14 protein-coding genes are annotated in these 22,888 nt (G+C 48.5%); 9 read left to right on the top strand and 5 right to left on the bottom strand.

What is annotated here, in order from left to right; genetic code table 11:
• Nucleotides 1–192: 192 nt before the first annotated feature.
• Nucleotides 193–891, top strand: coding sequence for a GntR family transcriptional regulator (locus JCM23214_RS17805; RefSeq protein WP_051548248.1), 699 nt, complete (start codon nt 193–195; stop codon nt 889–891).
• Here the strand turns inward: JCM23214_RS17805 and JCM23214_RS17810 are convergent.
• Nucleotides 876–1,976, bottom strand: coding sequence for an MBL fold metallo-hydrolase (locus tag JCM23214_RS17810; protein WP_025900123.1), 1,101 nt, complete (start codon nt 1,974–1,976; stop codon nt 876–878). The genes JCM23214_RS17805 and JCM23214_RS17810 overlap by 16 nt on opposite strands.
• A gap of 315 nt (nt 1,977–2,291) precedes the next feature.
• Between JCM23214_RS17810 and JCM23214_RS21725 the strand changes: the two genes are divergently transcribed.
• Nucleotides 2,292–3,311, top strand: coding sequence for a sensor domain-containing diguanylate cyclase (locus tag JCM23214_RS21725; protein WP_037493960.1), 1,020 nt, complete (start codon nt 2,292–2,294; stop codon nt 3,309–3,311).
• Between the two features lie 106 nt (nt 3,312–3,417).
• A complete protein-coding gene (locus JCM23214_RS21730) occupies nt 3,418–4,371 on the top strand; it encodes a putative bifunctional diguanylate cyclase/phosphodiesterase (RefSeq protein ID WP_051548245.1) in 954 nt (317 codons plus the stop codon).
• A gap of 17 nt (nt 4,372–4,388) precedes the next feature.
• Here JCM23214_RS21730 and JCM23214_RS25085 read toward each other — a convergent pair whose 3' ends face one another.
• From JCM23214_RS25085 to JCM23214_RS17825, 3 genes are all read right to left on the bottom strand, one after another.
• Nucleotides 4,389–4,664, bottom strand: coding sequence for a hypothetical protein (locus tag JCM23214_RS25085; protein ID WP_199899737.1), 276 nt, complete (start codon nt 4,662–4,664; stop codon nt 4,389–4,391).
• Complete coding sequence (locus tag JCM23214_RS25090; RefSeq protein WP_199899738.1) at nt 4,664–4,999, bottom strand: pyridoxamine 5'-phosphate oxidase family protein; 336 nt, start codon at nt 4,997–4,999, stop codon at nt 4,664–4,666. Before JCM23214_RS25090 ends, JCM23214_RS25085 begins: the two co-directional genes overlap by 1 nt.
• A gap of 63 nt (nt 5,000–5,062) precedes the next feature.
• On the bottom strand, nt 5,063–5,608 hold the full coding sequence (locus tag JCM23214_RS17825) for a carboxymuconolactone decarboxylase family protein (protein ID WP_025900124.1): 546 nt from the start codon (nt 5,606–5,608) through the stop codon (nt 5,063–5,065).
• Nucleotides 5,609–5,760: 152 nt separating this feature from the next.
• On the opposite strand from JCM23214_RS17825, the gene JCM23214_RS17830 reads away from it, so the two are divergent.
• The 6 genes from JCM23214_RS17830 to JCM23214_RS17860 all read left to right on the top strand — a co-directional run bounded on the left by JCM23214_RS17830 (nt 5,761) and on the right by JCM23214_RS17860 (nt 21,132).
• Entirely contained in the window at nt 5,761–6,642 is an 882-nt protein-coding gene (locus tag JCM23214_RS17830) for a LysR family transcriptional regulator (RefSeq protein ID WP_037493962.1), read from the top strand.
• 72 nt (nt 6,643–6,714) lie between these two features.
• Nucleotides 6,715–7,320 (top strand): hypothetical protein, encoded by a 606-nt coding sequence (locus JCM23214_RS17835; protein WP_025900126.1) that lies wholly within the window; start codon nt 6,715–6,717, stop codon nt 7,318–7,320.
• A gap of 26 nt (nt 7,321–7,346) precedes the next feature.
• Nucleotides 7,347–8,363, top strand: coding sequence for a CsgG/HfaB family protein (locus tag JCM23214_RS17840; protein WP_025900127.1), 1,017 nt, complete (start codon nt 7,347–7,349; stop codon nt 8,361–8,363).
• Nucleotides 8,364–8,716: 353 nt separating this feature from the next.
• Entirely contained in the window at nt 8,717–16,825 is an 8,109-nt protein-coding gene (locus tag JCM23214_RS17850; RefSeq protein ID WP_025900129.1) for a hypothetical protein, read from the top strand.
• Nucleotides 16,813–20,436: a hypothetical protein gene (locus JCM23214_RS17855; protein WP_025900130.1), complete on the top strand. Its 3,624-nt coding sequence runs from the start codon at nt 16,813–16,815 to the stop codon at nt 20,434–20,436. The genes JCM23214_RS17850 and JCM23214_RS17855 overlap by 13 nt, the downstream gene beginning before the upstream one ends.
• Nucleotides 20,437–20,544: 108 nt before the next feature.
• Complete coding sequence (locus JCM23214_RS17860) at nt 20,545–21,132, top strand: HD domain-containing protein (RefSeq protein ID WP_025900131.1); 588 nt, start codon at nt 20,545–20,547, stop codon at nt 21,130–21,132.
• Between the two features lie 84 nt (nt 21,133–21,216).
• Here the strand turns inward: JCM23214_RS17860 and JCM23214_RS17865 are convergent, their stop codons facing one another.
• Nucleotides 21,217–22,683, bottom strand: coding sequence for a hypothetical protein (locus tag JCM23214_RS17865; RefSeq protein ID WP_025900132.1), 1,467 nt, complete (start codon nt 22,681–22,683; stop codon nt 21,217–21,219).
• Between the last annotated feature and the right edge of the window lie 205 nt (nt 22,684–22,888).

The raw sequence follows: 22,888 nt of genomic DNA on the forward strand, positions 1-22,888 counted from the left end.
CAGATAAAAATATTAAAATATCAATTAAAAAATAGCGGTGTTGTGTATCTCTTTGGTTTTCTATCATTTCGCGGTGATATACGGAGCACGGTTGCAACAGTTCGCCGGTTTTTTATGGAGGGGGAGCAGACCGATTTTGTAAAGACGGAGGCCCGTGTTAAGAACAGGACAGCTATAAACAAGGCATCCACTATGAAAACAAGCAAAAAACAAACACCGGTTGATGACAGCGAACGCAGTCGCTCGCAGGACAGGTTTCACGCCATATACTCCGCCTTGAGAGAAAGAATTGCCTTGCTGGATTATCTTCCGGGCGAAAGGCTGTCGGAAGCATTATTAGCCGAAGAATTTGGAGTTAGCCGTACACCGCTCAGGGCTGCACTGAACAGGTTGGAGTCGGAAGGGTTGGTGGAAAGTCGGCATGGGGTCGGGACCTTTGTGACCGTAATCGACATGGAAAAGCTGCGGGAAGTTTACGCATTGCGCCGCGAGTTGGCTCCTCTCATCGCCATGCTGTCGCCCATTCCCCCAACGGAAGAGTTGATTTCAACTGTTGATCAGTTAGTCGATGAATGCTCGGATATTTATGATTCAGACAATCCAAAGCAAGCTTTTGCCAAGGTTAACATCAAGTTCTTCCTGGCATTAATGCAGCTGATCGATAATTCAGCTTTGAAAGAAATACTGGAGCTACTGTTTTACAGAACGGCTCGCATGTGGCCCGCGCTCACAACTGAGGAGGAAATCATTAAAGAGGCGGCTCAGTTTACCAAAGAAATTTATGATACCTGCGAGCTGATGAAAACGGGGGATATCGACGCGATTGCCAGCTTGCAAAGAGTTCATCTTTCACAGGCCTTCATAAGGTTGGAGGCTTATTGCAAAGAGTGATCAGGATACTGCTTATCGGATGATTTCACGAAGGTCCCCCCAATAGGAAGAGTAATGAAGTCAGCTGCCGATAACCCATTTTCTTTGGCCGCTTTTTTAAGCTCAATCGGCGGCAGAGTTACCGGCTCGCTCGTCAGAACAAAAGTTCCCCAGTGAATTCCAATCGATTTTTCAGATTTGACATCCTGATGAATTTTCACGGCTTCTTCGGGATTGACGTGATAGTTTTTCATAAACCATCTGGGTTCGTAGGCGCCAACCGGGATGAAAGACAGGTCAAAGGGGCCCAGTCTATCGCCAATTTCCCGGAACTGAATTTCATTGTAGCCCGTATCGCCACCGAACCAGATCCGCTGATCTGTTGCCGTAAATTCAATTGCCCATGCTCCCCATAAAGTCTGATAGCGATCAAAAAGTCCACGTCCAGACCAATGCTGGGTGGGGGTAAGGGTAAACTTCACGTCATCCATTTGGGCCGATTGCCACCAGTCCAGCTCAGTCACATTGGTTATACCATTGTCGCCAAGCAAGGCTTTATTCCCAAGGGGGACATACCAGTGAACAGAATTTCCAAGCGCGTTGATCGTGGCTTCATCCATATGATCATAATGATCATGGCTTATTACAACAGCGTCAATTTTTGGAAGATCTTCAATGTGAAGAGCGGGATCTGTATATCTTCTAGGGCCTGCAAAACTAACTGGAGAGGCTCTGTCAGAAAACATGGGGTCTGTTAGAATATTAATTCCCTGATGCTGAATTAACACAGTGGAATGACCCAACCAGGTTGTCTGAATTTTATGTGATGGGGGCCGCTCAATTTTCGGCAGGTTCACTGGTACGGTTGGTGTCGGTGGATTTAAACGCAGTTTTTCTTCATCAGGCCAGTCTTCTTTAAATCGTACATTGAAGATGAAACTAAAAAAGCCAGCTTTTTGGCTATCATCAATATACAGGTTCCGAAAACCAGTAGCAGTGTGATGGGCAAGGGGAGAGTTCGGATCGAAGATGTTCTTGTCAGCAATTGAAGTGCATCCAATTAACATTGCCAGTGCAATTCCACCAATGATATTTCGCTTTTTCATTCAGGTACCCGTGACTTGGTTTTCGCGCACATAAACAGATTACATAATGAGACACCATAATTGGCGATATTCTTTGATGTTGCATTGTTTTTCGTTTTAGATATGGTGCGCGCTCTTTGAATATATTGTTTGATTTAAAACTAAATTTGCAACTTACATAAAATTGAATCTATTTATTTACGAACTCTTTGGGATTTTCGTTTAGGAAATATTTTAATGGGTAATGTGTAAAGTGTGAAGTCAGGTTGAGGCGAAGCACAAGTCGTAAATTCTAAAACTGCGAGACTGTGCCAATAGCATGAGTATGAGTATCTTATGATTGAAATATTATCATGTATAGCGTTCGAGCATGACTATTTTCTGCTAGCATTAGCGGTAGTGATTTGTGCTGTCGGATCGACAATTACAATGCGCCTGTTTGGACGTACGCGGAATAATACAGGCTCAAAACGTCTGCACTGGGTCTTTATTTCAGGTGTCGCGGGTGGCTGTACCATCTGGACTACTCATTTCGTTGCAATGATTGGCTATAACCCGCCTGTTGATAATGGGTACGAGCCGATCATGACAGCGGCTTCCCTGTTTTTGGCCGTAGTGGTTGTGATGCTGGGTTTTGCAATTGCCTGCAGTACCCGAAAATCATTTTTAATTGAACTTGGTGGTGCCATTGTCGGGCTAGGCATCGTTTGTATGCATTATCTGGGCATGCAGGCCTATCTTGTGGCTGGTCATATGAGCTGGGATACAGATCTGGTTGTCTGGTCAGTCATATTAGCCATGTTCTTTGGAGCAACCGCATTTAACCGAGTTGCGCGGCCCGCAACCCGTTTTTGCCGGTACTTTGGTCCCGTGGCGCTTATTCTGGCGATTGCTTCCATGCATTTCACGGCAATGGGTGCCTTAACCATTGAACCCAACCCGATGATTTATGTTCCGCCTTCAACATTGTCGGATACCTTTTTGGTTATCGGTGTTGTTGGGGTTATGGCACTTGTTCTGGGCTCAAGCTTTTCCATCAATATTCTGGATAACAAGAACAAGGCTGAAACCGAAGAGTATTTCCACCATTTGTCACAGCATGATGCGCTGACCGGGCTTCCTCATTTTGAAACATTAATTCAGAAATACGGTAACTGGATCACCGAGGCGGAAGATAACGCGTTGAAGGTAGCCGTAGTCCAGCTGGAAATTGAAGGAATGCGGGAAATCCGCAATGTTCACGGTCAGGCTGTGAGTGACAGTGTGTTCAAGACTCTGGCAGGCCGTATCGCTGAAGTGACTGCAAAAGGTGAATATCTGGCCCGTGGCGTGGTGATACACTGGTTATCGTCATGACAATGGTGCGTAATCACAAGCAGGTCTACAACCTTGTTAATCGTGTGGAAGCTGAGTTTAATATTCCTTATCAGGATCATGAACGGATGCTCACACTCGGCTTTCGTTGCGGGATCGCGCTACACCCGGCGGAGACAACCAGCCACGTGAATTGTTGGGACATTCTGAGCTTGCCCTCACACGTGCAGAGCAATCAAAAACACAGCGGGTTGTTTTTTATGATCCCAGTATTGATGAATGCCATCGCTCAAGAAGCGCGCTTTCAATTGAACTAAAAAGCGCCATCGAGCGTGATGAGTTAAAGCTGTTTTATCAGCCACAAATTGATGTTGCATCGGGTAACCTGATCGGGTTTGAGGTTCTTTTGCGCTGGTTCCATCCTGAACGTGGCTTGGTACCGCCCGATGAATTTATACCTATCGCTGAAGAAACCGGGCTAATTGTTCCAATTGGGGAATGGGTGCTCAGGACTGCCTGTGTCGAAGCTTCCAAGTGGAAAAATCCTTATAAAATTGCAGTGAATGTTGCAACAGCTCAACTGGCGACAGGTGATTTGCCGATGATCATTTTGGACATTCTGGGTCGGACCGGATTGTCAGCAAAAAGGCTTGAGTTGGAAATCACCGAAACAAGTATTATTGATGATCATCATCATACCCTGAATATTGTTCGTCAGCTTAAGCAGCTTGGAATTTCCATTGCGATGGACGATTTTGGTACCGGATATTCGTCCCTTTCCATGTTGCAGACTTTCCCGTTTGACAAGATCAAGATCGATCGGTCCTTTATCAGTGGTGTGTCGAACAGTGATCAATCATCCGCTATCGCCCGGGCAACGATCGTTTTGGCGGAAGGCTTGAAAATGAAAACTCTCGCCGAGGGCGTTGAAGATGAAGATGATCTGGCCTTCCTGCGTCAAAATGGATGTCTGGAAGCGCAGGGCTATTTCTTTGGAAAACCAGTTCCCATTGAAGAAATTGAACATCTTGTCAATGCCGATCTGGAAACGACAGACGAGGATGAGCCGCAAAAAGTATTTCAGCTTTCCCGGGTTATTTAAGCCCAAATTAAGCTCAATTACGCCTCACTGTTCAAGTCTGCTAATTGCTTTTTCAGCTGCTCGTTTTCAGCCGTGATATGTGAAATCGCTTTTTCAATATCCTCTTCCGTATAGCGGGGTGTGATATGTTGAGGGCAATTCCAGTCGAATGCGCTGACATGGATGAGAAAGCCGCGTTCAATGGTTGCGCGGTAGGTGTTGTCTTCGAGTTTTGACAGCGTTTCGACGTCACTTGCAGGTATTTCCTCCATATGGCCCAGAATTTTAAGCCTTGCGCGATTTACGTAATCCATCAGAAATAATGAAACGCGATCATTCGCCGAAAATTACCAGTGCTGATATATTGCTTGTTGCCGCGGTAATCTGCAAAACCGAGCGTTTGTGGCCCAAGAGTCTTCAGGAACCCTTTGGGGCCACCGCGATGCTGGACATATGGCCAGTTTGTTTCACTGACGCTTGCCATGTAGAAACTGTCTCGCTCTGCAATGAATGCCTGTTCTCTCTCTCCGATCAGATGATTGAAATCAGGACCGTCTTCCATTTTGGCGTATGAATTACGGCTGTTTTTCTCGCTTTGAATTTTCTTGACTGTCGGCGTGAAGGTTATTTCGGCGTATTTGTGTGCCATCAGTGAATCCTTATGTTCGAACTGCCGTCAGGGGATAGCCCTGACGGCGAAGGGTGGCAGATATCAGGATGCTTTTTGTAATTCTACTTTCGGAAAATCGATGTCCACGCGGCTCGCTTTGCCCAGAATATTTGTTAAAATGTTTAGGCCCGTATGCGTAATTATTTCGACAATTTCCGCTTCGGAGTAGCCGGCATCGCGAATTTCCAATAATTCCGCAGTTGTCACTTCACCCAAATTATCGGCCAGTGAGCGTGCAAATTTCACTGCTGCTGCAGCTTTTGCATCCTGGCTGGTGCCAGCACGGTTGAGTTCCATTTCAGCGCTGTTTAGACCCGCCTTGCGGCCAATTGCTGTATGGGCTGAAACGCAATAGGCGCATTCATTCTGTTCGGCAAGGCCAAGTGCAATTCGTTCTTTCGTTTGATCATCCAACTCGCCTTCACCAGCGATGGAATGCAAGCCAAGAAAAGCCCGCAATGCTGCGGGTGAATTGGCGAAGACTTTCAGGAAATTTGGCACCATACCCAATTGGGACTGGATTGCATCAAAGAGGGCCTGTTGTTCTTCTGTCGCGGTGTCACTTGTGACAATGTTTAATCTGCTCATTTTTGTCTCTCTTTCAGGTTTAATGTATCTGGTGTGGTTCAATCACCTGCTAGAGATATTATTGTTGTAACTTTGTTTTTTAATATCTACATAATGAAATTAATTATTTCAGTTATTGCAATAATAGGTGAGTTTTGGATCAGCTTCATCAAATGAAGGTTTTTGTGTGTGTTGCGGAACAGAACAGTTTTGTGGCGGCAGCCCGTTTACTGAAAATGTCTGCCCCTGCAGTGAGCCGAGCCATAGCGGCACTTGAGGGCAGGCTTGGCGTGAAGCTGTTTCTGAGGACAACCCGGCATGTACGAACAACAGATGCTGGCGGGCGATATCTGGAAGACTGCCGCCGTATTCTGTTAGAGGTAGAACAGGCAGATGAGGCTGTTGTCGGGGTTCATTCGGATCCTTCGGGTCAATTGATGGTGACGGCGCCAGTTCTGTTTGGGCAGAAATACATAATGCCGGGAATAGTTCAGTATCTTGAAGAATATCCGAATATGCGCGTTACAGCCGCGCTTCTGGATCGTGTTGTTAATTTAATGGATGAGGGATTTGATATCGGTGTTCGAATTGGAAATCTGCCGGATTCAACACTGCATGCCAAAAAGGTAGGTTCCGTTCGGCAGGTATTAGTGGCGTCACCAGAATATCTTGGGAAAAATGGGGTGCCGAAGTCACCGCATGAGCTGCAACAGCATTGTCTGATCAGTTCAGTTGGCAGTAGCCTGACCCATGACTGGAATTTTCTAGATCAGGGAAAGAGGCAAGGGGTGAGTATTTCACCAAAACTGGTGGTGAATACCAATCAGGCGGCTATTGACGCTGCTGTTTCGGGTTTTGGAATTACAAGAGCGCTCTCCTATCAAGTAATCGATGAAATTTCCGCGGGGACCTTGGCTGCTATTCTTATCCCTTATGAATTACCGCCCTTGCCAATTCATCTTCTGCACCGGGAGGGAATTCAGGCGTCCGCTAAAGTACGAAGTTTTATTGATTTGATGACTAAACGGCTGATTGGGGATGCGCAATTAAACTAATCTGGCAGTTTACTTGTTATTTGTTCAATTTTTCATTATATTAAGTTAATCTTAATAAATTGGGAGCGCAGGATGCAGCATGTCATTCCTGCAAATTGGCTGAAAACCTTTTTAAGGCAAGGCTACAAGGCTATCCGAACAGGAAAGCCCTTGTTTATTGCACCTTTGCTTATGCCGTTTTTTCTGCAAATTTCCTATGGGGATGAAACCAAATTTGAACAGGCGGATGCCAACCGTGAAGCGGCGCGCGCACGTGCAGAAAGTCAGTTGGGCTATCCTTATGTGTTTCGCGATGCCCGGGATCGACATGTTGACTATATTTCCCTTGCAGCGCAGATATCAGAACTTTCCAAGATTATCGCCATATTGGCAAAGAGAGACGCGACACCAACGGTAAGCCCGCCGCCATCGGTACCGCTTGCGACAGGGCTTGGACGGCCGGAAGGTGCGAACCTGACGCGTGCCTCCTACGGTCCCGAAGGGCCGACCATTAAATCTGTCAGCCTGATCGCCGAATACCAGCTTTTGAAGAACGGAAACAAACGCTTAAAGCTGGGGGATGTTGCGGATAATGGCCCACAGATAACTGCTGATATCATTACATTGGATGGCTCTTTGGTGGAGCGCTATCAGATTGATAAAAAAACGGGGATATGGACACCCGTAAATGATCCTTGATTAAATTTCGACGAACAGGCCCTGCTATGACCAGAGAACACGCATTTACAGGATTTTCAGCTCTTAAAGCCGCTATTGGTGGGATTGCGCTTTTGGTTGTTGGTGTTACGAACATACAGGCTGAGGAGGAAAAGGTTCCTATCCTTATAGGGGAGGTTCAGGAAATTCAGGGGCCAAAGCGGGTCGTGTCCGTTGGCAAATTTGATGCAATTGGTTCTTTTGAGCAGCAATATGGTGATTGGGACGTGGGGGGCGGCATTTCATCCATGATGACGACCGCTTTGGTTGAAAGTAACCGGTTTATTGTGCTTGAGCGAGCCAATATGGGTCAGGTGTTGGCAGAACAACAGATGAAGGGCCAAGGAGTTGTCAGCGCCACAACAGGTCCGGAGCTTGGGCAGGTCACAGGAACGAATTTTCTGATCTATGGATCTGTCACAGAATTTGGAACAGCTGACTCAGGGGGTGGAATGAGCCTGGGTCTTTCCGGAGGAAGCCTTGGTAAGATGCTGGGTGTTGGCCTTTCGCGCCAAACTGCCAGCGGTAAGGTCGCAATGGATATCCGGCTGGTGAACGCTACAACCTCTCAGGTGGAAGAAGTTTATACCGTGTCGGAGCAGATCGACAATTCCGCATGGGATGTCAACGTTGGGTATGAGGGCGTTAGTCTTGGCACCAATCAGTTCCTGAAAACCCCATTGGGTGAAGCCGTTCGAAAATGCATTACGAGCGCGGTTCAGCAAATTGCAGCCAAAACCAACAGTTTGCCATGGACCGGTCATGTGGTCGATTTTGATGGTGGGGAAGTTTATATCAATGCAGGTGCTGAGACCGGCCTTAAGACCAATGATAAATTTGTGGTTGAACGCATTGTCAAGAAATTGACAGACCCGGCAACCGGCGAGCTTTTGTTGTTGCGCAAGAAAGAGCTGGGATTGGTTACGGTGACTGAAGTGTTGCCCAAGATCTCCCTCGGTAAATTTGCTCCGCTGGCGACCGATGCACCCCAAAGGGGCGATCTTGTCGTGACTGCAAAACAATAGGGGGGAAGGAGGCATGGTATGCTTGCGTATATGTCATCTCCTGTCAGGGGGAAATTTCGCCGCATAAGTTATTCTATTGGGCTTTCAATTGGGTTGGCAATTGCGCAGATACCATCCGCAGCCGCCCAGCAAACCCCCAGTTATTATCAAAATTCATCCCCTCTACAATTACGGGCGGGGAGACGGGGGGCACTGGTGGGGGGTATGCGACGCAAGCAGGACAAGCCAAGCAAGCAACTCAGGCCGGGCAGGCACAGCAGGTTCAGGGTTATAAAAGTCCTTACAGCAACCTTCCGCAATCCGGAACCAGTGGCAGCACCACAATTACGACAACAAATCCGCCAAACTTTATATTGAACCCACCGCCTGCCGGGTCAGGCACCAGTGGAAGCGGTGGTACAACGGTTGATTATTACAGCAGCAAGGGGACAAGCGGGACTTATGTCATTCCCGATAACCTGATCCCACCCAAGCCTCATCCCGATGCGGTTCTGCAAGGTGAGATCGTTATCCACAGTGATACCAACCCTGAATTAAATGAAACCATTACCCTGCAGGGGCAAAAAAGTGAGCAGCCTTCTGCAGGAACGGGCCCGGTGATCGCGCCGCCCACGCAAGTCTTGCCATTGGGGGCGGGGGGTACGACATCCACCACCACCAACGCGGGCACGAATTCGACCACAACGACGACAACACAAACAACAAATCCTTCTGCAAATACAACAAAAACGACCGTCACAGAAACGACTGTCACCAAAGGAGAGAACACAACCGAATTCACCACAAATAAAACAACAACAACCATTAGCAAGGAGGCAGGCGACCCTTCAAATGTGGCTGGGGGCAGTACGGATACTGTGAAAGCAGATACCAAGAATGCCGCAGCACCCGAAATATTGACGGAGACGGGCAAGGCATCTGGCACGGTTGAGAAGCTGGATACAGACCTTACCGTTGAAAATGAAAGCGCGACTATAAAGACAGAAGAAAAGTCGCCAGAAAGTAATACGGCTACTGCATCGGAAAATGCTGAAGCGGAGACAGTATCGACTGAGGGCTCGGAAGCGCCGGCTGCAAGTGCCGCGTCCAAGGCGGAAACTCAGGACTATCCCGCTGACACTGCTTCGAAAAATTATAACAAAGCTGCCAAAAAGGCTGAAGAAGAAGCTCTTCGCAAGGCGAAAATGGAGAAAGCCGGGACTGCGCGGCTGGGATCTAAAGAGCGGGCGAAAGCTTTGCTTGGAAATACTGATATGCATATGAATGCCGGTATGCAGGAAGATTTGAGCGCGGCAAGTGATAGGCCTCGGCAGGTCATCAATTTTGGTGAGTTGAATGCCCTGTCTGCATCCATTGGTCAGTTTATTCGCGAAGGTGTGATGCTGGCAGCAACACCACCCGATGCGGGCAAAAAGGATGAGCCAGTGTGCGCCGGGCCGGAGATTTCCAAAGAACTTCAAGAGCAGTTGGATAAAGAGAAAAAAGAGTTGAAAGAAGCACTTAGAAAAGCGCGCGAACGTCTTGAAAAAGAAAAGAAAAAACTGGCCGAAGATAAAGAGGCTGATGAAAAGATCAAAAACCGGAAAAAGGTGAAGGAAGCGAAGAAAAAGCTGAACGACAAATATAAGGAGCTGGCAGAAGATCGTCAGGAACTGATCGAGGAGCGGGACGCTCTTGAAGATAAAAAAGAGAAAGCGCAGGACAAATTTGATGAGGCCCGGCGCAAAGAATATGAAGCTCGTAAAGGACCGCCGGCAGATCCCAACTGTAGAAGTGCCAACTGTCGGCAGCATCGCCAAGCTCAGGCGGATGCCAGGAAATCACTGAATGAAGTCCAAAAGGGCGAACAGGAATTTCAAAAGAAAGTCCGTCAGTTTGAAAAGGCTGAGCGCGAATACCAGAAAGAGGCTGATCAGTTTGAAGCTGCTTTGGACAGAGGATATGGGCAAACAAAAGACCAGTGGAAGGAGCGTATGCTTCAGAAACAGGATCAGGCGTTGCGCGAACAACAGATGGAAATGGACAAGCGGATCAAGGAGCTGGAGCGAAAAGCGAAAGGTGCGAGTGCTGATGCGCAGGCTGATAAAGAGAAGCTCAAACAAATGGATCGTCAGATTGACGATATAAAACGGCAACGGAAAGCCGCGCAGGAATATGTTGATAAACACGCGGGGAGCGATTCTGCGAATTTCGAGAAAATCATGAAGGCGCGCGGTTTTATCGAAGATGCCGATAAATTTATCAGGGATCATGCAAGCCTTACCAATGAGGTTGATTATCAGAACAAAGTGGGGCGTGGCCTGAATTCAGGAGAGGCGCGCGAACTTGAGCAACTGAAACGGAATTCGAAAAAACTGGGAGCCCATCTGGAGGATAAGAAAAATGGGCCAGCATACAAAGCCAGAGACTTGCGAGAGAAAATGGTGAAAGAAGGCATCCCCAACATGCAGGAAAGCTTAAGCTCTTTCAGTGGAATGCTTGATACAGACGCAAGGGATCGAAAACTCGCTGCGCTAGAGCAGGGTATCGAAAATCTGCAAGCGGCTGAAAATCGAGTTCAGAACTTTAAAGGGCAACCGGACGTCAAAGCAATTGAACAGGCGGTAGAAGCGGATAACAAAGCCCGTTCAGAACTCGAGAAATTAACGGAGGAGCGCAATAAATACAGAGATAGCCTGCCGGTTCAATATCCGGACAAGTCAAAAGATATCAGCGCAGCCAAAAAAGAACTGGCGAAACTGGAAGATGATCCTCGAAGTAGCTGGCAGGATCGTCAATCGGCCAAGGAAAAGCTGGAAAGTCTTGAAAAAGCGCAACAGCGTCATGAGCGGGAATTCAACATTCACAACCGCAAAATCGATGAAAAATTTGGCGAAAAAATTGATGCTGCGGAAGAAAAAGCTGAACTGGCAGGGTACCGGGCTCTCGGTGCAAAAGGCCAGCAGATCGTTAGCGACTATAATCGTGGCTTGCCAGATGTTTTCGGGGCAGACGGCCGGGTTGACCCCAGAAAGGTAAATCGCGTCGTCGGGCAGATCGATAAACAGTTAAATGACCTTGGGCAATTGAACGGCGAAATCGGGCGACTGAGTGAAGTGCGGTCAAATCTGGTGCCGGGAAAAGAGGGGGAGAAATCTTTGGCCCAGCAGGCCGGAATGAGCCAAAAGGCCATTGATGCGAGGCTAAAAGAAGTGGATGGCCGTATTGAGACCGCCGGGAAATATCGCGATCAGTTGAGGACTGGATTGGCCAGTCAGGGTTTCAAAAGTGATATTAATGCGTCAGGCCAGTGTCAGATCAATTCGGTGACGTCTGCTATGGGTGCGGCTTATGTAAAAGGCAGCAAGGCAGCACTGGCAAATCCCGAAAAGAAAACAGGAACTCAGATGGCGTCCGCAGCAGGTGTCGCCAGTCCCGCTGCGAATGCGATCGCAAAAAATACCAGTAACACCGAACAGGCAAAACAGGCGGAGCAATATCGTTCACCAGCCAGCGGCGGGGGAGGACAATGTACGGGTAGCGCCGCGCCGAAGGTGAGTTGTGCTGAAGCGAATTCAGGAGATCGAGCAGAGCAGATGGCGGGGCAGGTGGATAAAGCTGCTATTCGGCTTGCATCCAGCGCAGGCAGCGCTATTGCAGGTGGAGCTGCTTTAGCTGCACAAAATTCCGGAATTGTTGTAGCGGCTGCGCCAGTGCCCCCAATTCTTTCGGGTAAAGCTGGCAAGCGATCTGAGTTGTCCGCAGCGTCGGAAGCACTGCAGGCAAATATCAGCCAGTATGATCGATTGCTTGAGAATACAACAGAAGGATCTGTTGAACAGGTGATTTTCAGTCATCAGCGTTTGGCGCTGCAGACTGCGAAGAAAGCCGTGGAGCAGGAAATTGCACGTCTGGATCAAAAACCGGTGAGCGATGAGACGCCAATTGTTGCGAGTGTGCAGATTAAGAAAGCGATCGCAGAATTGGATGATACCATATCTGGTGTGGAAACACTCATGGCTTCGGTGGAAGGGGCAAATATTCCCGGATTATTGCCTGCACTGGATGCGCATCGAACTGCCTTATTCACCGGCCGCGTTGAACTTTCCAAGAAATTGGCGTCATTGCAGCGGGATACGAAGAATGCCGGGATAGAAAAGAGCACGCTGAGTTCGGCATCATCGACATCAGGAAAGGATCCAATAATTGAACAGGACAAGATTAAAGAGATTGTCAAAGTTCTAAACAACAATATCGAGGCTGCCCGTCTCACCGAAAAAGCGTTTCGCGATGGGGGGCAGGCCGTCGTTGCGCAGGTGTTTACGAACCAGAGAGTGGCCCTTCAGATTGCCCGCGAAACGTATCTCGGGCAGATCAAGCAAACACCAAGGGGGCCCGCTGGTGTTCGGGCCTATACAGCTAGTCTGGGAAATGAAAGTAAAGGTCCGGTTCAATTGACGCCTTCCCCCCAGCAGGTGGAAATTGAAAGGACGCGTTCACTGGTTGATTGGATTAACACAGGATTGCTGCCTGCTTTTGAGAAAACAGATGCACTTGCCCAGAATGTGTTACCGGGCATCCTGCTGGGACTGATCAAGGAACTGGGAGCCAGCACAGCGGATGAAATCATCGATGAAACGGCTGACTTCATGGAGGATCGGGGACTTGAACCGAGTGGGGCTCTTTTTATCGACGAATTGATAAAGCGCGCCGCAGCGGAAACGTCTGTCCGAAAGACTGCGGAACAAAATCTGGTCGCTGATCTGGCGCGGGTTCAATTTCTGAAAACTGTTCTGTTGGACAAGTCCCATGCGCTGGGAGAGGATGAGCGGGACCTGTTATCGCAGTCAGCAAATGAGTTGCGGGATAAAGTTTCAAAACAGCTAGAGGCAAAACTCAAGGGGCTGGAGAATAAGCCTGCGGAGATATTGGCTGCTTTGGCGGCATTGGTTGATGTAGCGGTCCTTCCCGGGATCACACAAAAAGATCTGAAACCGTTGCTTGATCAGATAAACAGGCATGTTGAACGGGTCGAAAATAAAGAAGCGACATTGTCTTCGGCGGATCGTCACGGTGCGCTACTTCAATTGAAACAAGCACTGAGTTCCTTGCAAAAAAACTTACCCGTCTCAACAGATTTGCAACAAAGCGCCAAACAGATTGCAGATATTTTAAAAAGGCTGCACGCAGAGGAAGCCCGCATTTACACACATATGGCGTCCAAGGGAAGCCGTGCAGATCAGTTGCGTGCGGCGAATGCGCGGCTTGCCCAATCCCAACAGGCTATGCGTCTGGGAGATTTTAAAGCGTCACTTGATCTTATTAAAGGGGTTGTGGGTAACGATCCATCTATCCGGCTGGGTCGTGCAATTGCGTTAATTGATACGCTCAACAATCTCGAGCGGGTGTATCCAATGCTGGGCAAAGAGCAGCGAGACAGCTTGGGAGAATTGTCCAAGTTGCTTGAGCAGCGAGATGGTGCCATTGCAACCGTGCTTGAAACTTCCACCAATCCAAAGCTGATTGCCACTTTGTTGCAGGGTAATGCGGAACGACTGGCAAGAGATGGTCAGTATGAAGATGCGCTGCAAGCCATCGATACGGCACTCGCAAAACAAAAAAATGATGAGGCTTTGATTGGGGCGAAGTTCAAACTGGAATTATTGGCGACGGGTAAAAAACTAACACCAGAAAGTCTGGCAAAATTGCTGTCCTCTTTGCCTGAGGAAGCCAAACTGTCCGCGGGATTAATTGCGCTCAATGACTTGACGGAAAGGGGAGAGCACAGGATCGCCGGGATGTTGCTTGGACATTTGCGAGCCTTGAAAGATATCCCCAAAGAACAGCAGGCTGGTTTTGCATTGCAGATTGATTTTGCAGATATTTCCTTGCGGGCAAGCAAATTGGGGCAAGGAGCGGATGAAGAGGCGCTTTTAAAACTGGTGCAAGGCTTTGGCAAAAAGCTTCAAGCGGCAGAGGGGATGGATGAAAATTACCGAAAAGCGCTTGGAAAGGTCGCAGAGGAATTAGCCGGACGCATCACACAGGCACTCAAATGGCAAAAGGCGCTTGCTGATCCAGCCGTCACGGTGGAAGGATTGCAGGAAATTGTTCGCGGGTCGATGAGCACTGGGCGCTATGATATTGCGGGCCCGGCGCTCAAAGCACAGATGAAAAAACTACTTGAGGATGCGGGCCCCAAAGATATTCAAAGGGGACTGCAGCAGGCCACGCGTATGCTGGATGCTATTCGGTTGCGGATGAATAATGTTGATGTAACCCCCGAACAGAAAGCATATTTTCAAAAATTCCTGAAAGATCATACCGGTGTGGTTGAAGCCACGCTTGATAAATATCTGCATGAGCGTATTCAAACCGCAGGAAAAGCGGCACGTACCGCAGCAACGATGAAAAAACCAAATAAACGCGCGGGAGAATATCGGTACGAGATGCGGGCACTGTCGGCACTGAAACTGCGTCTGGGGTTGATGCTTGTTGAGGATAAAGACAGACTTCGCAAAATGAATGAACTGAGGTCGGCGGCCACGCGAGTGGTAACTGCTTTTGAGACGCAGATCAGAAGTGAATTTGCTGATCGTGGTTTGTTGCTGCGGGACAAGGACTATGACAAGGCGCGTCTTGCCGGTGCAATCGCGGAACTGAACCAGCTCCGTGCCCAGCGGGATGGTATGGATGATTATTATTTCGAGAATGCGGGCCAGTATGTAGGGCCGGACACCCGGACAGAGCTTTGGTATGGATCGTTTAAAGCCTCCACCCATCGTGAGGCAGCGATGAAAGCAGTTCAGAAAGATCTGGCGGGAGTTTATGCACAAGGCCGCTCTGCTACTGAAATTTGGAATACCCGTAAAAATTACAGCATGACAGCAGGTCGTGGCCTGCGCGAAAAAACACTTGCCAACCAAAAGAATGATCCCCGCGACTACGAATATGAAGCAAACCCCAGCAAATATAAAAATTTCTGGTTGGAGAAAGCACTGGATGATGCAGAGCTGGCCTACAAGGATGATCGCCGGGCGGAATTGATCAATGAAGATCCGACAAGATCCATTCCTGAAAAAGCAAAGCTGTATGAATTTTTTGTCAAGGCCGAAGCCAAATATCTGCGGGATCTGGTTGGAAGTTCCAATCCACTTCTTGAGATGTTTGAAAAGATCGCACAAACCGGCCGGCTAATGACAGGCGCCGCAAAAGAGCTTGAAAGAAGCGTTGCCCTGAATGATCGAAACCAGTTGCTAAATGAATATCAGGCAGCACTCCTAGATAAGGATGCCCAGAGGATGTTCCGCGCACTGGTGCCATTACGCGAAGCTTCGCTTGCGGGTGAAATAAATGCATTTGTCAATTATTTGCACGAAGATTGGACCAAAGCGGGACCCGCGCGAGCCTATAACCTGTGGGTAGGTATGGATGCGACGCAAGAAGCGTTGGAACAGATTACAGCTGAAAGCCAGAAAGTACAGTTAGCGCTAATTCGCGCAGGCCATAATCTTCCGGGACAATTGAGTGAGGCGGATCAGCGCATTTTGATCCGACATGGATTTTTAACAGATGGAAAATATACAATCCCGTCTCAAATCAAGCTTGATCCTACAAAGGTAGGTTCGGAATTTGTGGATCTTACAAAAAAAGGGCGTTTAGCAACAGTAGATCTGTTTTTAAACGCGCATCAGGCGGCTGAGCTGTTCGCGACGGTGGCACTTCCCGGTGGTATCGCCGGTAAATTTGGCCGCGCAGTCACCATGGAAATGCTGGCATTAGGTGGCATTAGAACCTTTGGCGGTAAGGCACTTGCCTATGGAACAGGTCTTGCGCTGGAGGCTGGTGCTTTTACTGCGCTTAACCGCGGCGCACGAATTGGCATTGACCCGTCAATTGCACTTCAGGATCAATTCTGGTCGCGCGAAACATTGGTAAAAGAATATGCCCATAACCTGATGATAATCGGAGCGCTTAAAGGCTTTGGAAAAGGCGCGCAGGAATTGGGCAAGCGTGCCAAAGGGTTTGCGGATAGTGCAAATGCCGCGCGCTCTTACGCCCGTTCCGTAGAATATGTCGCCTTGATGGGAGAGGCTGGATTACTAACAGGCTTGAACGGGTTACTGGAAAGTAACCAGATCACTCAAGATGATTATCTTGGAAATCTGCTGACTATTGTATTGCTCAAAGGCACGAACAAGGTTCTGGAAGGCGGTGAGAAATCAGCCTCAACCAAGTTGCAGGAAGCGCGAATAAACAAGATCCTCGAATATATGGCAAAGGGCCAGTTCCGGGTACTGGGCCGACCACACGGGTTAGTCAGATCCGCGACTCTCTTATTCGTGAGTTTGAATATGACACCTGGTTACGTGAGGTCGACAAACCGACGAAGCTGCTGCTTGAAAAATACGGGGGCAACTGGGACAAAGCGCGTAAAGCGTATCAGGCTGGCGAGCTGTCTGCTGCAGACATGCAGTCACTGATCAGGTTACGCCGTGAGATTGTGGATAGTCTGGCGGCAGAGATCGTCCGTGAAATGGGTGTTGAAGTCCAAGCCTTCGGATCGGAAAATCTGACCAGCGATTATGACATCAGCTTTGTGGGTCCAAAAGCGCAACTGGCGGTGATCGTGTTCAATGCCCGATTTGCAAACAGGTGGGGAAAAGCCTCTGGCCTTGGAGGACGTGAGACGGGCGTTGTTCTTGATACGAATGCCTATACTGAAACGATACAGAGCCTGTTTGAAGGAGGGCGCGGTGATGTGGTCTTTCAGGATGGATTTGCCCACATGGCAAGCCGTAAATATCTGAGTGATAAAAACTGGGCAGAACATCGCCAGTGGGTTCTGGAAAATACGCCGGCATCGAAACGTCCGGATGTGCAAAAAATTCTCGATTTTGCAGAAGCCTCTCATAGGGAGTTTAAAACCCGTATTGAGCTCAAAATGGCAGAGTTGAGCGCGGATAAGAATAACCCTGTTCGTGAAAGTGATCTTCGGATCACAGCAGAGAACCGCTTGTACGAAGAAGCGCTTCGAGAAATCATTCAATTGCGTGAACAATTTGAAAGTGCAAGTGGTGTTGCAAAAGATGCTCTTCGTCAGCAACTGAGAAATGCCCAATCGAAAGCGCTTTATTTTGCACAGGAAGCCTATCATACGCAGGGCGCGATTGAGCATGTTGTGATGTCCTTGCAAGCCGCAAAACGGAAAATTACAGTTGAAAGTCTTACGTCAGATACCCCACCGGAATTGAAGGTAAATCTGACGGCGGATCAGGCGCGCCAATCCTATTTCGAACAGATTGCCAATATGATGAAAGAAATTTCACATAAGGGCGATGGCGCGAAGCTGGCCTCAAAAGGGGCGAAATATTTTATCCGTGCGTTGGATGCTGCGCAAATCGCGGGTCTGAAACTGGCGGAATATAAAAGCCTGATTGAACAGGTCGTGGCGCTGGATGCCAATCGGGCAGATCTTGCCAAGGTGCGGGAAATTTTGGCTGCCGAAAAAATAAAGACCGCCCAGGAGGTCAAGGGCGTTGAATTGACCAAAGCTGAGAAAACAGCCATCGAGGATGCGGCTGCAAACCAGTTTTTAAAAGATATTCAGACTTTGTCCAATGAACTGACGGGTCGATTATATGATGGGCAGGCATTGCGGGTTGTCTCAAAAGATGGCTTGAAACGGCTTGAGGTGAAAACCCAGGCCATGAATACGCGCGACATCATCGATAATATTGATGCGCCAACACAATTGCTGATGGAGCGATTTAAAGGGAACTGGGATAAGGCCCGAAAAGCCTATCAGAGTGGGGAGCTTTCCGCGGGTGAAATGCGGTTGCTGGTGAATTTGCGCAGACGAATAGTCGATAGTCTGGCGGCAGAAATTGTCCGTGAATTAGGGGTCGAGGTTGAGGCCTTTGGATCGGAAAATCTGACCAGTGATTATGATATCAGTTTTGTTGGACCAAAAGCGCAACTGGCGGTGATCCTGTTTAACGCGCGCTTCGCCGCCGGTTGGGGGCAGGCTTCTAAAATCGGGGGCCGTGAAACAGGAACTGTGCTTGATACCAACGCCTATACCGAAACTATTCAAAGCCTGATCAAAGCCGGACGCGGAGATGTCACCTATCAGGATGCTTTCTCCCATCTCGCCGGGCGCAAATATATGGCGGATCAGGTCTGGCAGGCCCACCGAAAACTCATACTGGAAAATACCCCGCAGGCTGATCGGCCTGCCGTTGAAATCATGTTGCGATGGGTTGAGGCGGCTAATGAAGTCTTTAAAGCACGAATTGAAACTCGAAAGAGAGAGTTACTGGAAGATCCGCAGTCAAAGATCAAGCCTGAAGATGCACAGATTACGGCAGAAAACCGCCTGTATGAAGAAGCGCTCAAAGATATTATCGAACTTCGGGAGCATTTTGAGAGCGCCGAAGGAGCGACCAAAGACGCCATCCGTTTGAAGCTTCGCAATGCGCAGTCCCGTGCGTTGTATTTTGCACAGGAAGCCTATCACACTCAAGGTGCGATTGAGCATGTGGTGATGTCCATTCAGGCAGCGGGCCGGAAAATTACCATTGAAAGTCTGCTCTCTGATCAGGGGCCGCAGTTGAAAAAGCCATTGACGGCAGAGCAGGGACGTCAATCCTATTTTGAGCAGGTAGCCAATATGCTCAAAGAAATTTTACATGAAGGCGATCCGGCCAAGCTTGCCTCCAAAGGTGCTAAATATTTTGTTCGGGCGCTGGATGCTGCGCAGATTGCCGGTTTGAAACTGCAAAGCCTGAAACCGGTGGTCGAAATGACGGTTCAGTTAAATGATAACCGGGCAAATCTGGACAAGGTCCGTGATATTCTGGCAGAGGAAGCCATCAAACAGGCCGAAAAACAAAAAGGATCCCGCCTCAGTGCTGAGGAAGTACAGGCAATTCATGATCAGGCCGCCAATGCGTATCTGCAAGCTATTCAAAAAGCCGCAAACAAACTGACTTCAGAACTTTATCAAACCTATAAGCTTGAAGGGGTTGAGAGGACGGTTGCCGAAAAAATGAAGCTGGAGCTGCCCGAGCCTGCAAATGATAACCAACCCTTTGCCGGTGAAAAAGCACCTGTTGATGTTAAAGCGGCAAGTGAAGCAGTTGCGCCAGAGACCGGAGGCGAAAAATCAGCACCGCCTGTTTCCGCCGCGAAAAGTGCTGCTGCAGGTAAAGGAGACGCCTCATCGCTTAGAGCCCAAAGAGAGATTTCCTTTAGCTCAACTGAGGGTGTGAAAGGCTCCTACCTTTTGGGGGAATATGTCAATAAAGGGGCAACCAGTTACCTTTACCGTCATGTGATGAATTTGAACTGGGTCTATCGGTTGGTCCGCAGTGGTGCCCGTCAGGCGCATCAGTCGGATGAGTTTGGGCGCACCGTATTGCGGGACAAGGTAGATACGCAGTTTGTGCGCGGGGTAAAGGTGGAAAAAACCATCACGCTTGAAATGGTCGAAACAGATTTCTTTAAAGCAAATGGCGTGCGGACCATTGAAATTGTTGAATATATGAAGGATGGAACAGCCGCGGACCTGATGGCACGCCCAGAGCAAAATGGAAAGCTGACAGAAGGGCAGCGGCTGGCCCTTGATCAGGGCACGCGGGAGCTGAACCGCAAGGGGTATGCCTGGCTTGATAACAAAACCGACAATTACACTTTTGAGCGCATGGTTGAAGGAAAAGATGTCTGGCGGCTGGTGATCCTTGATCCGGGGGGAATTGTTCCCATGCGCGGACAAAGCGCTCACGAAAGATATGTGAATGCCCGTGAATTGCAGGCTCGCATCAATGTCTTGGAGGGGTATATGATCGAATTGCTTGATGCCCACAAGGGAGCGCCCCGATTTGTAGCGATGGATATTACGGGTAAAATCCGTGCCGAGCATCTGGATAAAATCAATTTCGAGGAACTGGGTATAAATCCCAGAAATCTGGCTTACTCACCCATTGGTTACTTCACACTTCGCGAGGCGGGCAAGCTATTTGCCATGAACGAGCAGGCCGCCAACGACAATTACGAGGCTCATCTTAAAAAGCAGCTTGGCATTGACAGGTAAGCGCGATCCGGATCATCAGGGTTGATTGCTTTCTTATCTCTGGACAAAGTTTGTGGCCATTGGCACACTCGGGCTTAAGCAAAATAAAAACCGAAAAGGGAGTGAGCTATGAGTGACGTGCAGGAAGCGCGGGCATCCTTTACAGCGATGACAAATGCCGATGCAGCCGATTATGAGATTATTACAGATCATTTCAGGTCTTTTTCAAAGGGACTGGCAGATCGGTTGCTGGATCACCTGAAACTGCTCGATGGTGATTTTGGTGGATTTCCAATTGATCGACTGCAACATTCATTGCAATCCGCAACTCGCGCGCATCGGGACGGAAAAAGCGAAGACTATGTGATCATGGCTCTTTTGCATGATATTGGGGACACGCTTGGAACCTTTAATCATGCCGACATTGCCGCAAGCATCCTGCAGCCATTTCTGGATGAGGAACTGCATTGGATCGTAAAACATCACGGGATTTTCCAAGGCTATTATTTTTTCCATCATATTGGTCTGGATCGCAATCTGCGCGAACAGTTTCGGGATAGCCCGTATTTTGACGCCTGCGCCGAATTCTGTGAAAAATATGATCAGAACGCTTTCGATCCCGATTATGAGTCCGAGCCCCTTTCTTTCTTCGAGCCGATGCTAAGACGCGTGGTCGCCAAACCCCGGCAAAGCATCTATAAAGCCGCGCAGGAATAAGTGTTTCATTATCCAAAACTCAAAAGCCGATCGGGACTTAACCGTCCGGATCGGCTTTTGCTGTGTTTAGGAGGGTGCTATTGGTCAGGTGTCGCAGGATTGAAAGCGAACATAACCAAAGCGGATGGTATCGGTTTTCTGATAGTTGCCGCCGCCCACATACTGTTCGGTTTGCGTGTAACTTTTTAGCTGGCAGTAGGGGTCGTCATCCAGTTTAAATAAAACATAACCCGGGCGGGATCTGCGCAGGATAACACCAAGTGCATTTCGATGAATTTTCCAGCTTCCTCGGCTGAGCCACGCATCAATGATTTCCACGTCATCATCGTCATGCATGCGTTCAATCAGTTTCGCCGCCAGATCGCTGCTATAATCACTGTCCACATTGGGAGGCAATTTCCAGTCTTCTGCTGTTTCATCCACTGCGGCTTTCAGGGTTTCCAGCCGAACTTTCTGCTCATCCCAGACTTTTTCCGGATCCGGCTCTCCAGATGCTACCAGAAGCTTTTCAACTGTTTCACGTTGATTGGACAATTTATCAGCGGAGAAAGTCAAACTCCCCTGATAGGTGACGGGCCCTTCGAAGGTAAGGAAGCCATTGCGATCACGAAATTCCTTGGGGGATTGAATGAGGGATGATCCCAGAGAGCCTACCATTCTTTTCGCCCCGTTCATTGCCATAGCCTTGACGAGAGTTTGGCCCTGCTCAGCAGCCTCGCACCATTTAACGGGATCCTGTTCAAATGTGGATCCGGTATAATAGCATTTACGAGCGGTGAGGGCCTGCATATCTGTCCCCGCGCAGACGGACTGGACATTTTCCGCTACGAGGCGGGTTTCTTCTATCTGTTCGGGAGAGGTGAGGGCAATATTACCCTGTTCCACCTGTAACATCATGTTCAGCATGGCATTGCGGTTTTTCGGCGTCATTGCTGCTGATTTAAACTCATTGCAAATTTTGGCATGTTCGGCTTTGGCGGCTTTTTCTTCGCGCTGTTTTTGTTGCCGCGCTGCCTGCTCCGCTCGTTGGGCGGCGAGCTTTTCACGAGCCTTTTCTTTTGCTGCTTTGCTGGCCGCATCTTTTGCAAGCTGTTCCTTTTCATAATCACTCATACCCGAAGAGGTCGATCCACCAGTGGTCGCCGTTTGGGTATCGCTTGCAGAAGGGGTTATCTGTTCCGGAGTGCGGGAAAGGGCGCTTCGCATTTTTTTGCTGGTCAGTTGTCCATCCTGAAGGATTTTGAGAAGCTCTTGCCCTTGGGCTGAGCCTTTGGCATCGTTACTCAGGCTGTTAAAAGTCGCAATCGCTGAGTTCAGGGATCGGATATAGGTGTTCAGATGCTGCTGCGCGGCCGCACGATTGATTGTTGGTCCAAAATTTTTACCATCAAAAACATCTGGTTTTGGGGTCAGTTTTTCATTTCCAAGAGCGGTTTCAATTTTTTCAAGCTCGTAGGAGCTGACCGCGGATGCTTGATGTATGGGCGCCAAAATCAGACAAGCTGCCGTAATGAATGTGAACGCTGCTAACCGATAGGTGTTCTGAAGCATTATTTCCCCCAAATGCCATTATTCTTGATTTTTCTATATTAGAATAACTGGAAGAAGAATGGAACGTTTTTCCAACTCGGGTATAATTCAAAATTTCACTTAATACTAATTATCTACATATAACAAATTAATGTAATGAGCGTATATAATTCTAAATAATTAAATTTATTTTTTGATATTATTTTTAGTTATTAATATTAAAAAA

The organism is Sneathiella glossodoripedis JCM 23214 (assembly GCF_000616095.1).
GTDB classification, from domain to species: domain Bacteria; phylum Pseudomonadota; class Alphaproteobacteria; order Sneathiellales; family Sneathiellaceae; genus Sneathiella; species Sneathiella glossodoripedis.

What these genes read in the sequence shown, in the direction of transcription:
- JCM23214_RS17825 (WP_025900124.1), bottom strand. Translation starts at nt 5,608, where the DNA reads ATGAGCAGATTAAACATTGTCACAAGTGACACCGCGACAGAAGAACAA.
- JCM23214_RS25090 (WP_199899738.1), bottom strand. Translation starts at nt 4,999, where the DNA reads ATGGCACACAAATACGCCGAAATAACCTTCACGCCGACAGTCAAGAAA.
- JCM23214_RS17865 (WP_025900132.1), bottom strand. Translation starts at nt 22,683, where the DNA reads ATGCTTCAGAACACCTATCGGTTAGCAGCGTTCACATTCATTACGGCA.
- JCM23214_RS21725 (WP_037493960.1), top strand. Translation starts at nt 2,292, where the DNA reads ATGATTGAAATATTATCATGTATAGCGTTCGAGCATGACTATTTTCTG.
- JCM23214_RS17810 (WP_025900123.1), bottom strand. Translation starts at nt 1,976, where the DNA reads ATGAAAAAGCGAAATATCATTGGTGGAATTGCACTGGCAATGTTAATT.
- JCM23214_RS17840 (WP_025900127.1), top strand. Translation starts at nt 7,347, where the DNA reads ATGACCAGAGAACACGCATTTACAGGATTTTCAGCTCTTAAAGCCGCT.
- JCM23214_RS25085 (WP_199899737.1), bottom strand. Translation starts at nt 4,664, where the DNA reads ATGGATTACGTAAATCGCGCAAGGCTTAAAATTCTGGGCCATATGGAG.
- JCM23214_RS17860 (WP_025900131.1), top strand. Translation starts at nt 20,545, where the DNA reads ATGAGTGACGTGCAGGAAGCGCGGGCATCCTTTACAGCGATGACAAAT.
- JCM23214_RS17830 (WP_037493962.1), top strand. Translation starts at nt 5,761, where the DNA reads ATGAAGGTTTTTGTGTGTGTTGCGGAACAGAACAGTTTTGTGGCGGCA.
- JCM23214_RS17835 (WP_025900126.1), top strand. Translation starts at nt 6,715, where the DNA reads ATGCAGCATGTCATTCCTGCAAATTGGCTGAAAACCTTTTTAAGGCAA.
- JCM23214_RS17805 (WP_051548248.1), top strand. Translation starts at nt 193, where the DNA reads ATGAAAACAAGCAAAAAACAAACACCGGTTGATGACAGCGAACGCAGT.
- JCM23214_RS17855 (WP_025900130.1), top strand. Translation starts at nt 16,813, where the DNA reads ATGCAGTCACTGATCAGGTTACGCCGTGAGATTGTGGATAGTCTGGCG.